General features: G+C 64.0%; 14 protein-coding genes and 1 pseudogene. 10 read left to right on the forward strand and 5 right to left on the reverse strand.

Annotated elements, in window-relative coordinates:
* Positions 1-305 precede the first annotated feature (305 nt).
* Both ACT17R_RS17240 and ACT17R_RS17245 read left to right on the forward strand, forming a co-directional pair.
* Positions 306-533 (forward strand): hypothetical protein, encoded by a 228-nt coding sequence (locus tag ACT17R_RS17240; RefSeq protein ID WP_444809945.1) that lies wholly within the window; start codon positions 306-308, stop codon positions 531-533.
* Positions 530-799, forward strand: a complete 270-nt coding sequence (locus ACT17R_RS17245) for an usg protein (RefSeq protein WP_062901071.1) — start codon at positions 530-532, stop codon at positions 797-799. The genes ACT17R_RS17240 and ACT17R_RS17245 overlap by 4 nt, the downstream gene beginning before the upstream one ends.
* A gap of 83 nt (positions 800-882) precedes the next feature.
* On the opposite strand, the gene ACT17R_RS17250 is transcribed toward ACT17R_RS17245, so the two are convergent.
* Positions 883-1,362, reverse strand: coding sequence for an Hsp20 family protein (locus ACT17R_RS17250; RefSeq protein WP_444809946.1), 480 nt, complete (start codon positions 1,360-1,362; stop codon positions 883-885).
* Positions 1,363-1,783: 421 nt separating this feature from the next.
* Entirely contained in the window at positions 1,784-2,209 is a 426-nt protein-coding gene (locus ACT17R_RS17255) for a hypothetical protein (protein WP_444809947.1), read from the reverse strand.
* Between ACT17R_RS17255 and ACT17R_RS17260 the strand changes: the two are divergent.
* The 3 genes and pseudogenes from ACT17R_RS17260 to ACT17R_RS17270 form a co-directional block, all read left to right on the forward strand.
* A pseudogene (locus tag ACT17R_RS17260) lies at positions 2,209-2,805 on the forward strand (tyrosine-type recombinase/integrase); the annotation flags it as partial. The gene ACT17R_RS17255 and the pseudogene ACT17R_RS17260 overlap by 1 nt on opposite strands.
* Positions 2,806-3,018: 213 nt before the next feature.
* Positions 3,019-3,552 (forward strand): nuclear transport factor 2 family protein, encoded by a 534-nt coding sequence (locus tag ACT17R_RS17265; protein ID WP_444809948.1) that lies wholly within the window; start codon positions 3,019-3,021, stop codon positions 3,550-3,552.
* Positions 3,553-3,560: 8 nt separating this feature from the next.
* A complete protein-coding gene (locus tag ACT17R_RS17270; protein ID WP_444809949.1) occupies positions 3,561-4,019 on the forward strand; it encodes a DUF3237 domain-containing protein in 459 nt (152 codons plus the stop codon).
* Here ACT17R_RS17270 and ACT17R_RS17275 read toward each other — a convergent pair.
* Positions 4,012-5,664: a long-chain fatty acid--CoA ligase gene (locus tag ACT17R_RS17275; RefSeq protein ID WP_444809950.1), complete on the reverse strand. Its 1,653-nt coding sequence runs from the start codon at positions 5,662-5,664 to the stop codon at positions 4,012-4,014. The genes ACT17R_RS17270 and ACT17R_RS17275 overlap by 8 nt on opposite strands.
* Positions 5,665-5,846: 182 nt before the next feature.
* Between ACT17R_RS17275 and ACT17R_RS17280 the strand changes: the two genes are divergently transcribed.
* Together ACT17R_RS17280 and ACT17R_RS17285 are read left to right on the forward strand one after the other, a co-directional pair.
* A complete protein-coding gene (locus ACT17R_RS17280) occupies positions 5,847-7,028 on the forward strand; it encodes an acyl-CoA dehydrogenase family protein (protein WP_444809951.1) in 1,182 nt (393 codons plus the stop codon).
* Between the two features lie 12 nt (positions 7,029-7,040).
* Positions 7,041-8,153, forward strand: coding sequence for an acyl-CoA dehydrogenase family protein (locus ACT17R_RS17285; protein ID WP_444809952.1), 1,113 nt, complete (start codon positions 7,041-7,043; stop codon positions 8,151-8,153).
* 20 nt (positions 8,154-8,173) lie between these two features.
* Here the strand turns inward: ACT17R_RS17285 and ACT17R_RS17290 are convergent, their stop codons facing one another.
* Positions 8,174-9,505, reverse strand: a complete 1,332-nt coding sequence (locus tag ACT17R_RS17290; protein WP_444809953.1) for a spinster family MFS transporter — start codon at positions 9,503-9,505, stop codon at positions 8,174-8,176.
* Between the two features lie 186 nt (positions 9,506-9,691).
* On the opposite strand from ACT17R_RS17290, the gene ACT17R_RS17295 reads away from it, so the two are divergent.
* The 3 genes from ACT17R_RS17295 (at position 9,692) to ACT17R_RS17305 (ending at position 12,504) form a co-directional block, all read left to right on the forward strand.
* Positions 9,692-10,576 (forward strand): alpha/beta fold hydrolase, encoded by an 885-nt coding sequence (locus tag ACT17R_RS17295; RefSeq protein WP_444809954.1) that lies wholly within the window; start codon positions 9,692-9,694, stop codon positions 10,574-10,576.
* 160 nt (positions 10,577-10,736) lie between these two features.
* On the forward strand, positions 10,737-11,540 hold the full coding sequence (locus tag ACT17R_RS17300; RefSeq protein ID WP_062767191.1) for an IclR family transcriptional regulator: 804 nt from the start codon (positions 10,737-10,739) through the stop codon (positions 11,538-11,540).
* A 94-nt stretch (positions 11,541-11,634) separates the two neighbouring features.
* Positions 11,635-12,504, forward strand: coding sequence for an SMP-30/gluconolactonase/LRE family protein (locus ACT17R_RS17305; RefSeq protein ID WP_444809955.1), 870 nt, complete (start codon positions 11,635-11,637; stop codon positions 12,502-12,504).
* A 4-nt stretch (positions 12,505-12,508) separates the two neighbouring features.
* Here ACT17R_RS17305 and ACT17R_RS17310 read toward each other — a convergent pair whose 3' ends face one another.
* Positions 12,509-13,270, reverse strand: coding sequence for an SDR family NAD(P)-dependent oxidoreductase (locus ACT17R_RS17310; RefSeq protein WP_444809956.1), 762 nt, complete (start codon positions 13,268-13,270; stop codon positions 12,509-12,511).
* Positions 13,271-13,273 lie beyond the last annotated feature (3 nt).

The raw sequence follows: 13,273 nt of genomic DNA on the forward strand, positions 1-13,273 counted from the left end.
GCGGCGGACGACCACACGGTCGTGCAAGGGACGGAAATGCATGCATAACCTCCATGTTGCATAACGATATGATACAGACCGCGCGCCTGTCCGGGACGCGCGGCCGCCATGAACTAGGAAGCGCATTTTTTTGCTTCAAGAGGATCGCTCAAATTTATTGGCACTCCTACCAGCAGAGTGACAAAAATGCATGTTGTGGGCGGCCTGCGCCCTCTTGACTCGACTCGCTCCGTTACCAAACTCTGTCGTCGCGGCGCCATGCCGCACAACGAGAAAGGAATGGCGACAAGGAAGGAGGCACGATCATGTCGCAGCCATTTTCCCGGTTTCTACACCCGTTCGACGTAGCGCATCACCCGAGCCTCGAGCCCGAAGTCAAGCGCGCCCTTCTTGCATCCTGGGCATCGGACCGCGTGTCGGCCCGGGGCAAGCCCGCGCTGCGCAAGCCGCCGGGCGCGCGGCGCGCGGTGCCGGTCGACGATGTGCTCGCGGCGCTCCGCTCGCTCGACGGCGGCGAGGCGCGTTCGCCATGACCGACCGGGCGCTGATCGCACAGCTCGACGGCTACGGGCTGACCACCGCCGAGATCCATTATTACCGGCCCGATCATCCTTCGCTGCTCCAGCTGTACGTCTGGCAGGAATATGATCTTCCGCCGGACTTTCCGGTGCTGTTCGATTTTTTGGCGATGTGGCGCCGCCAGATCGAGGCGACGCTTCACTCGGTCCGGATCGCGCACAACAGGCTGATCAGGCCAGCCGAGTGGCGCGCGGCCGACGTCATCCGCGCGATCGACTGACCGAGCGATGGAGCGTCTCCAGCCCGTCAGCTGGACTTCACCAGATAAGCGGGGCCGCTGATGAACAGCGGCCCAAAGGATTGTCAGGCGTTTTCGAGCGTCTTTTCCTTCGATGATCCGATCCGGCGCGGTTCGGTGTTCCCGCTGCCGATCTCGATCTTGCGCGGTTTCATCGCCTCGGGAATGACCCGCTTGAGCTCGATCGCGAGCAGGCCGTCGGCGAAACTCGCGCTGCCGACCTCTACATAATCGGCAAGCTGGAAGCGCCGCTCGAAGGGGCGGCGGGCGATACCGCGGTGAAGGTAGTTGCTCTTCGCATCCTCTTCCGCCGGCTTGCCCGTCACGCTGAGCTGATTCTGCTGCGCGACGATCTCGATCTCCTCAGCCTTGAAGCCGGGGACAGCGAGCGTGATGCGGAAGCGGTCGTCGGCCTCGCGCACGATGTCGAAGGCCGGGTAGCCGTCGGACGTCTCGCCGCGCTGCCCTTTTTCGAGCAGGTCGAAGAGATGATCGAAGCCCACCGTCGAGCGGCGGAAGGGGGTGAAGTCAAAATCGGTTCTCATTTCCAAATCCTCCTGATTGAAGCAATTCGGGCATGAGGCGCGCCGGTACATAGAGCCGACGCTCTCTATGTCCTCGGGACGCGGGAAATCCGGCGTCCGGGAAAAAATTAGGAAGCGGTTTTTCCGGTTTCAAGACCTGTGATCTATACCCGCCGGCAGCGCGTCGCAGAGCTCGCGAGGCCGGCCGCGACTGGAGCGCGGAGCCGCGGTGAAGCGCCCCAGTCTTCCGGATCAACGCAATGACCGCAGCATCAGTCGTGCGCCCCTTAAAGGCGACAAAGGAATGATCGCTCTTTGCTGATTTCCGCTTTCCGCTGCTTTCGATCCAAAAGCCGCCAGTCCGTTACCGGCCAGTGCCGGCGGTCGCGCCGACCGGAGGTTGGCAGACGGTCTCAACTGGAATTGAATTGCGAGCGGCCGTTCAGTCGCCCGGCTCGCTGCCGTCGCCGAGGTGAAGTTGGCCTTCTCGAACTGTAAACCAACGTGGAGAGTCGCCGCGGCGGTCCACCATGTGCCACCGAGGCTGACCATCCGTAGTCGAGAAGGACAAAAAGCGGACGTCTTGGTCGGTTGTAATGGCCATCTCAGGTAAAAGACCAAAGAGTTCACATCGAGCAACCCGTGCGTTTCGCAGCCCCTCAAAAGCTGGTTCCCACAGCTCCTCGTCGCTCCAGCTCCCGCAACGGATCGCCCCACTATCCTCGATACGCCAACTCCATTCAACGCCGAGCGATACCTCCCCTTCAGGATTGCCGGGCGAGCCGTCGCGTTTGGTAACATGCTGTAAGTTGCCGCACTCGATGAAAACCGCGGAACCATAGGTCAGAATTCGACTATTTACCTCCACGACCCGCGTGGAATGCCGGTCGAAAGGTTGGCGCAAAGCGGCCGTTAAAACCACGGCAGATATGGGCAATTCGCTTTCATCTGGATCGAGAGCATCGGCTTAGAGATCGGGCGCTTTTCGATCTTGCGATCGACAGCAAACTGAGAGGCTGCGATCTGGTGAAGATCAGGATCGGCGACCTTGTTACCGGCGGAGAGTTGCGAACGCGGGCCATGGTGATCCAGCAGAAGACCGGTCGGCCAGTTCAGTTCGAAATCATGTCAGATGCTCGCGGCAGCCTTCTCGCTTGGCTCGAACGTCGTGGCGGATCCATCGAGGACTATGCGTTCCCGAGCCGCATCGATCACTCGGCGCATATGAGCACGCGACAGTATGCTCGGCTCGTTGACGAATGGGTCACCGCGGTTGGACTCCGAAGCGAAGACTATGGGACCCATTCGTTGCGCAGAACAAAGGCGTCGATCATTTACAAGGCGACCGGGAATTTGCGTGCGGTGCAGATTCTGCTCGGGCACACCAAGATTGAAAATACGGTGCGATACCTCGGTGTCGATGTTGAAGATGCATTGACCCTCGCGGAAGGCATCGAAGTCTAACCAGCAAATCTCGATATCCTGGAGAGCGAGCGCTCTAGCTCGAGGCGGAACGTCCGCTCTCTTTGTTTGCCCCCTAAAAGCGGTCAGTCTCCAAACGGCCAAATGCGTGATTGGGACCATCCCCCATAGAATATTGGTCTTCGCGCGATGACATCATTTCATGTCTGCCGGCATTGGGCGCAGGCTCCCCGAATAGAAATAGGAGCGGAATGAATGGATAGTTGCGAGCGAAGGATTTCGGAGTTTTGGGATCGCGAATTGATCCGCGACTGCCTCTATCGCTATTGCCGGGGCATCGACCGCGCGGACGAGGCAATGTTGCGGTCGGCGTGCTGGCCTGGCGGTACCGACGATCATGGAGCCTATAAGGGAACGACCGACGGCTTCATCGATTGGGCGATGCAGACGCTGCCGCAGATCGAGCGCGGCATCCACCAGCTTCACAATATCCTGATCGAACTGCGCGGCGACGAGGCGGCGGTCGAGAGCTATTTCACCGCCTTGCAGCGTCAACCCGGCGGCGAAGGCGGGCTGGTCGAACTCGTGATGCACGGGCGCTATGTCGACCGGTTCGAAAAGCGCGGCGACGAATGGCGGGTCGCCGACCGGCTCGTCGTTTTCGATTGGGTCGAGCAACGCCCTGCGCCCGATGAGAGCGAAGCCGAGCGCTTCGCGCATCGCAAATCGGTCGGGCGCCCCTGGCCCGATGATCCGGTTTATAGAGTCTTCGGGGCCGGGCGGCAGTGAGAAGGCTGATGGGAATCGAGACGCTGGCTTGGGAGCCACTATTCGTTATGCGGCTCGACGTCGCCTATGACCGGGCACAGCCGATCGGCGGCGAAAGCCGGCTGGGCATTTACCCGGTGCATGGCGGGACGTTCGAAGGGCCGCGGCTCAAGGGGCGGGTGATGCCCGATGGTGCCGACTGGGTGACCTGGCGCAGCGACGGGTCGATGATCATCGATGTCCGTACCGCGCTCGAAACCGACGACGGGGCGCGGATCGCGATGCACTACACCGGCCTGACCGTGCCGACGTCGCCCGAGGCTGCCGAGCGGCGCGAGACGGGGCCGTACGAGGATCTCTATCTCCGCACCACGCCGCGCTTCGCCACCGGTCACCCTGATTATGACTGGCTCAACCGCATCATCGCCGTCGCCAACGGCATGCGCACCAACGACGGCCCGATGTATCACGTCTTCGCGATCAGGTGACCGTGTCCGCGGCCGCGGCGAAATGATCGCCGTGGCGCTTGCGCAATTCGGTCTTGAGCAGCTTGCCGGTCGCGGTGTGCGGCAGTTCCTCGACAACGATCACATCGTCGGGCAGCCACCAGCGCGCGACCTTGTCGGCGAGATGATCCATGATTTCAGCCTTTGTGCAGGTCTCGTCGGCGTGGAGTTGGAGGAGGAGGAGGGGGCGCTCCTGCCATTTGGGATGCGCGACGCCGATCACGGCTGCCTCGGCGACCTTCGGGTGCGCGACGGCGGCATTTTCAAGATCGATCGACGAAATCCACTCGCCGCCTGACTTGATGACGTCTTTCGCCCGGTCGGTGATCTGGAGGAAGCCATCGCGGTCGATTTTCGCGACGTCGCCGGTATCGAACCAGCCATCCGGGTCGAGCGCGCTGCCTGCCGACTGACCGTGATAGGCGCTTAGAACCCACGGCCCGCGCACCTTGAGCAGTCCGGCAGCTTCGCCGTCGCGCGGCAGTTCCTTGCCGTCTTGATCTTCGATGCGCAGTTCGATGCCGAAAACCGAGCGGCCCTGCATCGCGCGGAGGTCGATCTGCGCCTTCTCGTCGAAGTCGGCGTGATGCGCGAGCGGGCGGCAGACGGTGGCCACGGGGCTGGTTTCGGTCATTCCCCACGCCTGCATCGTTTCGACGCCCAGAAGGTTGCGGAAGCGCTCGATCAGCGAGCGCGGGGTCGCGGCGCCGCCCGTGAAGATACGATCGAGCTTCAGCGCCTCGCGATCCTCGGTCGGGCGCTCGCGTTCGAGATGGTCGAGGAAAGCGAACCAGATCGTCGGCACGCCGAGCGAGAAGGTGATCGCCTCATCGCGCATCAGTTCATAAAGCGATTCCGGGTCGAGCGCAGCCCCCGGCAGCACCAGCTTCGATCCCGCCATCGCCGCCGAATAGGGGATGCCCCACGCGTTGACGTGGAAGAGCGGCGTGACGACAAGGATCGAGTCCGCAGCGCCGAGCGACATGCTGTCGTTAGCGAGGGCGCTCATCGCGTGCAGCACGGACGAGCGGTGACTGTAGAGAACGCCCTTCGGATTGCCTGTCGTACCGCTGGTATAACAGAGTGCGCTCGCGCTGTTTTCGTCGAGGTCGGGCCAGCGGGCGATTGCCCGCGGGCCGTCGGTCAGGCTCTGATACGAAATCGGGTCGGCGATCGCGGTTTCGGGCATGTCCGCCTGATCGGCGAGGATGATGACGCGCTCGACCTTTGGCAGGTCAGCGAGCAATGGCTCGATGGTCGCCAGAAGATCGGGATCGATGCACAGCACCCGTGCCCCGCCATGATCGATAATGTAGCGGATCTGTTCGGGAAACAGGCGCGGGTTGACGGTGTGCAGCACCATCCCCGCGCCGCTGACGCCATAATATAGCTCGAGATGGGGAAGGCGGTTCCATGCCAGCGTGGCGACGCGGTCGCCGGGCTTCAGGCCTAGGTCAGCGAGTCCCGCCGCAATGTGCCGTGCGTGGCGCTCCACCGTCTGCCAATCCGATCGTTCGAGCGAGCCGTCGGCGCGGCGCGACACGATCTCGCGGCGCGGATGATTGGTCGCTGCGTGCCGTATCAGCATTGCGGTCGTCAGGGGCTGCGCCTGCATCAGGCCGTACATGAAACCTCTCCTTTAAGGACTTGATTGGTTGCGACGATTGCCCAGCCGGGCGCGGGGGCGAAGCGTCGCGCGGCGCGTGCGGCGACAATCACATTTGCGAAATTGAGGCGTTCGCCACCCGTCCGCGAGCCAGCGGGCCGATGCTGCGACTAAGCCCGCCGTAACTGATGGGAGATGCGATCATGAATCTGGACCTGGCACCCGAAGACCGGGAGTTTCAGCAGGACGTCCGCGACTTTTTCGCGAACTCCATTCCCGAGGACTGGAAAAAGACCGTCCGCGCCGGCCTGCGCCTGTCGCCCGAAAATCTCGTCGCCTATCAGCGACGGCTCGCCGATCGCGGCTGGGGGGCGCCGACATGGCCCAAGGAATATGGCGGCACCGGCTGGACGCCGCAGCAGCTTCACATATTCTGGTCGGAAGCCTCGGCCGCTGACGCGCCTGCGCAATTCCATCAGGGACTGGAACTGATCGGGCCGATCATCTTCACCTATGGCAGTCAGGCGCAGAAGGATTATTATCTGCCGCGCATCATCAGCGGCGAGGATTGGTGGTGTCAGGGATATTCGGAGCCCGGCGCGGGGTCCGATCTTGCCGCACTACGCACCCGCGCCGACCGCGACGGAGACGAGTATGTCATCAACGGCCACAAGATGTGGACGAGCTATGCGCATGTCGCCGACCGCATGTTCATCCTCGCGCGGACCTCGAACGAAGGCCGGCGCCAGCAGGGTATTTCGCTGATCCTCGTCGATATGGACACGCCGGGCATCCGGATCAGTCCGATTCATACGCTCGACGAAAAGCATCATACGAACGAGGTGTTTCTCGACGAGGTTCGGGTTCCCGCGACCAACATCGTCGGCGAGGAAGGGATGGGCTGGAACTACGGCAAGGTGCTGCTCGACCGCGAGCGCATGGTCGCCGCGGCGACCGCGATGTTCCTGCCCCAGACGCTGCGCGCGGTGCGCGAGGCGGCGACACGGCGGCGGACCGCTTTCGGCCTCCTGATCGACAAGCCCGAATTCAGGGCCAAGCTGGCGCAGGTCGAGATCGAGGCAATGGCGGTGCAGGCAATGGTGCTGCGGCTGATGGCCGATGCCGCGGCGGGCGCCGATTCCGGCCCGCGCGGCTCGATGGTCAAGCTCCGCTGGTCCGAACTGACGCAGCAGGCAACGGCCTTGTGGGTCGAGGCGCTCGGCCCCAAGGCGCAGCATTTCGCGGCGCTGGGCGACGAAAGCGAATTGCCGGACGACATGCCCTTCGCGCTCAAGGGAGCGCTCTATGCGCGCGTCACCACCATCTACGGCGGGTCGAGCGAGATCCAGCGCAACATCATCGCGCGCCGCGCGCTCGGCCTTTGAGGGAGATTAGCCATGGAGTTCGCCTTTAACGACGAGCAGCAGATGCTGCGCGACAGCGTGGAACGCTTTGGCGAGGATGAATGGAACGCCGCTGACCGGCTGAAGCGTCTCGCCGAAGGGCCCGAAGGGACGGCGCGCCGCTGGGCGCAGATGGCCGAACTCGGCTGGTTGATGTTGCCGATCGCCCAAGAAGAGGGTGGTCTTGGCGGCGGGCCGGTCGAAATCATGGCAATCATGGAAGGTATCGGACGGCATCTGATGACCGAAGCCTATGTCAGCCATTGCGTGCTGGCGCCCGCATTGATGGCGGGCGGAGGCGATCATTGCGCTGCGCTGCTCGAACAGGTCGGTGCGGGGCAAGTTCGCATTGCGGCGGCGCTCATCGAGAATGACGATTTTGACGTCGCTGCGATTTCGGCGCGCGCGTCCGCCACTGATGACAAGTTCAAACTGACCGGCGCCAAGACCCATGTCGAGGATGGCGCCGATGCCGACTGGTATCTCGTCTCCGCGCGCACCGGGGGCGCTCCGAGCGAACGAGCAGGCATCAGCCTATTCCTTGTTCCGAGCGGCGCCGAGGGACTGGCGATCCAGCGTTTCCGCGCGGTCGACGGCCATCGCCATTGCAGCCTCGACCTCGTCGAAGTGGACGCCATTCCGGTCGGTGCGATCGGCGAAGCTGCGGACCGCATCGAGGCCGCGCTTGAGCGCGCGATTGTCGCGCATATGGCCGAAGCCGTGGGCTCGATGGAAGCGGCGGTCGCCGCGACGCTCGACTATGTCCGCACTCGTCAGCAGTTCGGCTCGCCGATCGGTAGCTTCCAGGTCGTTCAGCACAAGGTCGTCGACATGAGCGTCGCCTGCGAGGAAGCCCGCGCGTTGATGATGGTCGCCGCCTCGCAGCTCGCCAGCGGTGGCGATGCGTCGTCGCTGATCGCCGCGGCGAAGGTCCGCATCGCCCAATGCGGCATCGCGGTGGCGCAGCAGGCGGTGCAACTCCACGGCGGGGTCGGCACCAGCGAGGAACTGATCGTTAGTCATCACCTCCGCCGACAGATGATGCTCGATCTCGCGCATGGTGACCGCGATCATCACAAGGCACGGTTCGCCGAACTGACCCGATAGGATGCGTTTTGCAGGGCGCCTCAGGCGCCCTGTTTAGCCTCGTCTGCCTCGATCCGCCGCCCCGCCAGCCAGAACAGCAAAGATCCGGCCGCGAGCGGCAGCGCGACAAGCGCCATCGCGGCGCGCAAGCCCTGCTCGCTGCCCAGCGATGGCGCGAGCAAGTCGCTCGCGATGCCGACGAACAGCGGCCCCAAGGCGAGGCCGATGGCGTTGGTCACGAACAGTTGCACCGCCGCCGCCATCGCGCGCACCCGTGCCGGGACGAGCGTCTGCACCGAGGCGAAGACCGGGCCGTAGTTGAGCGCGTGGACGAAGATCGCGCAGGCGAGGAAGACGAAGGACAGCGTGACCGTCGGCGCGAGCGCGGCGCCGGCGAACAGAGGTGCCGCGATCACGAGCGAGGTCGATGGGACGAGCGTATAGCCCTTGATCCCGCGCCGCGCCGCGCGGTCCGCGAGTTGGCCGCCGACGAAGGTGCCGACCATGCCGACGAGCCCGACGATCAGGCCGAGGCTGAGGCCGAGGAAGACCGTTGGCGGCACGCCCCAACTGGATGCCATTGCGCCGATCCCCTCGACGTGGGTGCGCATGTAGAGCGAGCCGAAGAAGGAGGCTTGCCCATAATAGCCGAACGCCCCCATCGCGGTGCCGAAGGAGATCAACCAAAAACTCGGCAGGCGGCGCAGCGTTGCCAGTACCTGCCCCAGCGGCATATGTGGAACTGTGGCCTGCGTCGTAATGGCCCGCTTGCGCGGTTCGTCGAGCGCGAACCAGACGATCGAGGCGAGCAGGATGCCGGGAATGCCGGCGATCAGGAAAGCGGCGCGCCAGCCCAGCGTCGCGAGCAATATGCCGCCGAGGACGAGGCCGGCGAGCGAACCCACCGGTACCCCGAGCGAGTAGAGCGCGAGCGCGCGGCCGCGTTGTTCGCGCGCGACATAATCGGTGATCAGGCTGTGCGCAGCGGGGGTGCAGCCGGCCTCGCCGACGCCGACGCCAATGCGGGCCAGCAGCAGTTCGGTGAAGTTGCGCGCGAGCCCGCACAGGGCGGTGAAGCCGCTCCACACGAACAGCGCAATCGCGATCATCCCGACGCGGTTGCCGCGGTCGGCGACCCGCGCGAGCGGGATGCCGAGCAGCGTATAGAAGAGCGCGAAGGCGAGGCCGCTGATCATCCCGATCTGCCAGTCGGCAAGGTGCAGGTCGGCCTTCATCGGCTCGACGAGGATCGTCACGATCTGCCGGTCGAGCATGTTGAAGGCGTAGACGATCATCAGCAGGAAGAGCGCGCCATAGGGCATGCGCGCCGTCGCTGGTTCGGCGGTCGATTGGGTCGCGGTTTCGATGGTCATAGGCCTCTCCATGGCGGGCGTCGGGCCCGTCGTTCATCGCCGCACATTAGGGACTGCGCGCGAACGGGCGGGGCGGGAGGTGGCGCGATGCGCCATTATCCCCATGCTGATTTGTCACGCCCGTTCCGGGCCGCCCTCGCGCATGGTTTGCCGGAAAGGCACAGGGTTGGATCGAGGAGGCGCTTCATGGCGTTTGCGAAGAACGGTTCGGTCTGCATCCACTACGAGCGTATGGCCGCGGGCGACGGGCCGCCCGTCATCCTGCTTGCGGGTGCGGGGCGGCCCTCAACCGATTTCGATTATGGCTTTTGCGCACCGATCGTCGCGGAGGGTTTCGTGCCGATCCGCATCGACAGCCGCGATACGGGGCGTTCGACGGCGCTGATCGATACGCATCCCGACCTGCATGCGATCAAGGCGGCTGCGCTGGGGCGGGGCAATACCCCGCCGCCCTATGGAATCGCGGATATGGCGGCAGACGTGCTGGCGGTGCTGGACGCCGAGGGCATCGCGGCGGCGCATTTCGTCGGTCGGTCGATCGGCGGACTGGTGGCGCAGCAGATTGCTATCCGGAATCCAGGCTGCGTTCTCGGTCTGGCGCTCGTCATGGCGATGAGCCGGTCGATGGCCGATGCGGTGCCCGATGCTGCGCTCGACCGGTTGATGGCCGAAGATATTCCCGATGAGGACGCCTATGTCGCGCGCCAACTTGGCGTGGCGCAGGTGAATGGGGTGGCGGGGGATTTCGACGCCGGACGTGTCGCGGAGGAGGCTCGTACGGCCTGGCGTCATGGAATCCACCGCGGCGGCACGGCACGGCATTTCGCGGCAAGCCTTGCCGTGCCCGATCTTCGCCCGTCGCTCGGCGCGGTGCGCGTGCCGACGCTGATCCTGCATGGTCGCCAAGACAAGGTGATCCCCCTGGAACGCGCGATCGAGACGGCGGAAACGATTCCGGGCGCTCTGATCGAAGTCGACGAGACGATGGGGCACGACGGCCCGCCGCGGCTTCGGCGGCTCTGGGGTGAGCGGATTGCACGGCATTTCGCTGTTGCTCGGACATCGATCTGAGGCTCGCCCGGAAATCACATATGTGATATAAGTCGCGAAACCCGCGGTTTTGGCCGCTTGGCGGCCTTTGAAGTTATCATATGTTCATCAGAGACCGTCTGAGGACGGCGATCGAACCGACGGCTCAGGCGTGTTTGCCCGCTGGTGTTGGGATGGAGAGATGAAGAGAAAGCCCGTCAAATCGGCCTCGCGCACCTTCGAGGTGCTCGAACTGTTCCGCGACCGCCGCGCACCGCTGCGCCTCAACGAAATCTACTCGGCGCTCGGCTATCCGCAGTCGAGTACGACGAACCTGCTCAAGAGCATGGTGATCGAGGGCTACCTCAATTACAATCGCAACACACGCACCTATTTGCCCACGCTTCAGGTCGCCTCGCTCGGCAGCTGGCTCTATGGCCATGTCGCCTTCGGCAGCGGCTACAGCTGGCTCATCGACGAGCTTTATCGCAAGACCGACGAGACGATCGTTCTCGTCACGCAAAACGATCTGTTCATCCAATATGTGATGATGCGGGTGCCCGATCATCCGCATAAGCGCCCGCCCAATCCGGGCGAGATGCGGCTGATGCTCGACGCGACGTCAGGCATGGCGTTGATGAGCCGGATGCGCGACCGCGAGATCGACAAGATCTACCGCTATTCCAACTATTACGAACTTAACCCCGACCGGCGGATTACGCTGGAGGATGTGATGAGCCGGATCCGCTGGATACGTCACACCGGCTATGTCTATTGGCCCGAGCATCCGGTACCCGGGATCGCCTCCATCGCGATGCCGCTCGGCGAGAGTATCCACGGCATTCCGCTTGTCATCGGGATTGGCGGCACGACCGCGCGCCTGTCGCCGCGCCGCGCCGAATTTGTCGAAATCATGCGCGACACGATTGCGGAATTTCGCGGCCGCTTCCCGCAGGATCAGCACGTGCCGGGCGACGAGGACGACCTGGAAATCGCCGCCGAATAAGCATTTCATTTGGAATAATGGGGCGGCGCTGCGCGGTGGGCCGCGCGTGCGGACGCGCGGACGCCTATCCTCGGTCGAAAGAGGAGAGTGTTTCATGCCCATCGAAGTCGATCTACTGGATGCCGGCGTTGCGGGCCTTGGCGAAAGCCCGCTGTGGGATCATCGCAGCGCGCGGCTCTGGTGGGTGGATTCGAGTGCAGGCCGCCTGTACGCGAGCGGTGCCGAGGGTCAGGATCAGGTGAGCTGGGATCTGGGCCGGCCGATCGGCAGCATCGGCCTGGCGACGGGTGGCCTCATCATCGCGCTCGCCGACGGATTTTATCGGTTCGATGCCTCGACAGGCTCCATCACCCTGATTGTGCGGCCCGGCATGGCACCTGAAACGCGGCTAAACGATGGGAAGGCCGATCGCGCCGGACGCTTTCTCGCGGCGTCGATGCGAACCGGCGATGCGGTGGGGGCTGGGGCGCTGTTTCGGCTCGATGCCGACGGCGCGATCGAGCAGATTGAAAGCGGGATCGGTATTGGCAACGCGATCTGTTTCTCGCCTGCCGGCGATGCGCTCTATTTCGCCGACAGCCTCGACGGGAAGCTGCGTCGTTACGACTATGACCAAGCCACCGGCAAGATCGGCAAGCGCCGCGACCTCGCCGATTGCCAAGCCTATGGCGGATCGGGCGCCGACGGCGCGACCGTCGATGCCGAGGGGCGGATATGGGTGGCTTTGGTGTTGGCGCAGGCGGTCGGCTGCTACGCGCCCGACGGCACGCTGCTACGATCGATTCCGGTGCCGCTGCCTTACCCGTCCTGCCCGGCATTCGGCGGGCCAAATCTCGATACGCTATATCTGACGAGCATCGCCAATTCGGGGCACCGGTTGATCGCCGATCATCCCGACGCCGGGCGGATTACCGCGATCCGGGGACTTGGCGTCCCCGGAATCGCGGAAGGCATCTATCTTTAGAGGATCAACGAAGCGCTATCGAAATGCCGCCGTCGACCAGCAGCGACTGACCGGTGACGAAGCCCGAACGGGTGTTGTCGGCGAAGAACAGGACCGCCTCGGCGATATCCGACGTTTCACCGAGCCGGCCGAGCGGAGTGCTCGCGACGCGTGCTTCGAAAGTCGCATCGTCGAGCATGGCGCGGACGCCCTCGGTCGCGACCGTCGATGGTGCGACGGCGTTGACGCGAATGGCCGATGGCGCGAGTTCGATCGCCGATGAGCGCGTCATGCCCTCGACCGCTGCCTTGACCCCGCAATAGGCCATCGCGTTGGGGAGGCCCAGGTGCGCGGACACCGAAGCGATGTTGATGATCGACCCGCTGCCGCGCGCGCGCATATGTTTCGCCGCGGCCTGCGTGCCCCAGATGATGCCTGCGATGCCGACGCCGAGCATTTTGTCGAGGCTTTCGGCGTCGATGCCCTCGATCGGCGAATATTTGGTCCACATCGCATTGTTGACGACGATGTCGATGCCGCCGAGTTCGGCCGCGGCAATATCGAACGCTTCATGCAGCGCGGGGCCGTCGGACACGTCGCAGCCGAGCGCGATCGCCTTGCCGCCGTTGGCCGCGATCTGCTGGACAAGGTCTTCGGCCCAATGCGCCTTGCGGTCGAGCAATGCGACCGACGCACCGTTGGCGATGAGCTTGAGCGCGATGTCGCGGCCGAGGCCGCGCGACGCGCCGGTGACGAGCGCGACGCGCCCTGCGAGTGATTTTGTCATTTT

Origin of the sequence: Sphingopyxis sp. Q841 (assembly GCF_052384365.1) — a bacterium.
GTDB lineage: Bacteria > Pseudomonadota > Alphaproteobacteria > Sphingomonadales > Sphingomonadaceae > Sphingopyxis > Sphingopyxis terrae_A.

What these genes read in the sequence shown, in the direction of transcription:
- ACT17R_RS17290 (WP_444809953.1), bottom strand. Translation starts at nt 9,505, where the DNA reads ATGACCATCGAAACCGCGACCCAATCGACCGCCGAACCAGCGACGGCG.
- ACT17R_RS17275 (WP_444809950.1), bottom strand. Translation starts at nt 5,664, where the DNA reads ATGTACGGCCTGATGCAGGCGCAGCCCCTGACGACCGCAATGCTGATA.
- ACT17R_RS17280 (WP_444809951.1), top strand. Translation starts at nt 5,847, where the DNA reads ATGAATCTGGACCTGGCACCCGAAGACCGGGAGTTTCAGCAGGACGTC.
- ACT17R_RS17250 (WP_444809946.1), bottom strand. Translation starts at nt 1,362, where the DNA reads ATGAGAACCGATTTTGACTTCACCCCCTTCCGCCGCTCGACGGTGGGC.
- ACT17R_RS17270 (WP_444809949.1), top strand. Translation starts at nt 3,561, where the DNA reads ATGGGAATCGAGACGCTGGCTTGGGAGCCACTATTCGTTATGCGGCTC.
- ACT17R_RS17300 (WP_062767191.1), top strand. Translation starts at nt 10,737, where the DNA reads ATGAAGAGAAAGCCCGTCAAATCGGCCTCGCGCACCTTCGAGGTGCTC.
- ACT17R_RS17265 (WP_444809948.1), top strand. Translation starts at nt 3,019, where the DNA reads ATGGATAGTTGCGAGCGAAGGATTTCGGAGTTTTGGGATCGCGAATTG.
- ACT17R_RS17310 (WP_444809956.1), bottom strand. Translation starts at nt 13,270, where the DNA reads ATGACAAAATCACTCGCAGGGCGCGTCGCGCTCGTCACCGGCGCGTCG.
- ACT17R_RS17285 (WP_444809952.1), top strand. Translation starts at nt 7,041, where the DNA reads ATGGAGTTCGCCTTTAACGACGAGCAGCAGATGCTGCGCGACAGCGTG.
- ACT17R_RS17305 (WP_444809955.1), top strand. Translation starts at nt 11,635, where the DNA reads ATGCCCATCGAAGTCGATCTACTGGATGCCGGCGTTGCGGGCCTTGGC.
- ACT17R_RS17295 (WP_444809954.1), top strand. Translation starts at nt 9,692, where the DNA reads ATGGCGTTTGCGAAGAACGGTTCGGTCTGCATCCACTACGAGCGTATG.
- ACT17R_RS17240 (WP_444809945.1), top strand. Translation starts at nt 306, where the DNA reads ATGTCGCAGCCATTTTCCCGGTTTCTACACCCGTTCGACGTAGCGCAT.
- ACT17R_RS17245 (WP_062901071.1), top strand. Translation starts at nt 530, where the DNA reads ATGACCGACCGGGCGCTGATCGCACAGCTCGACGGCTACGGGCTGACC.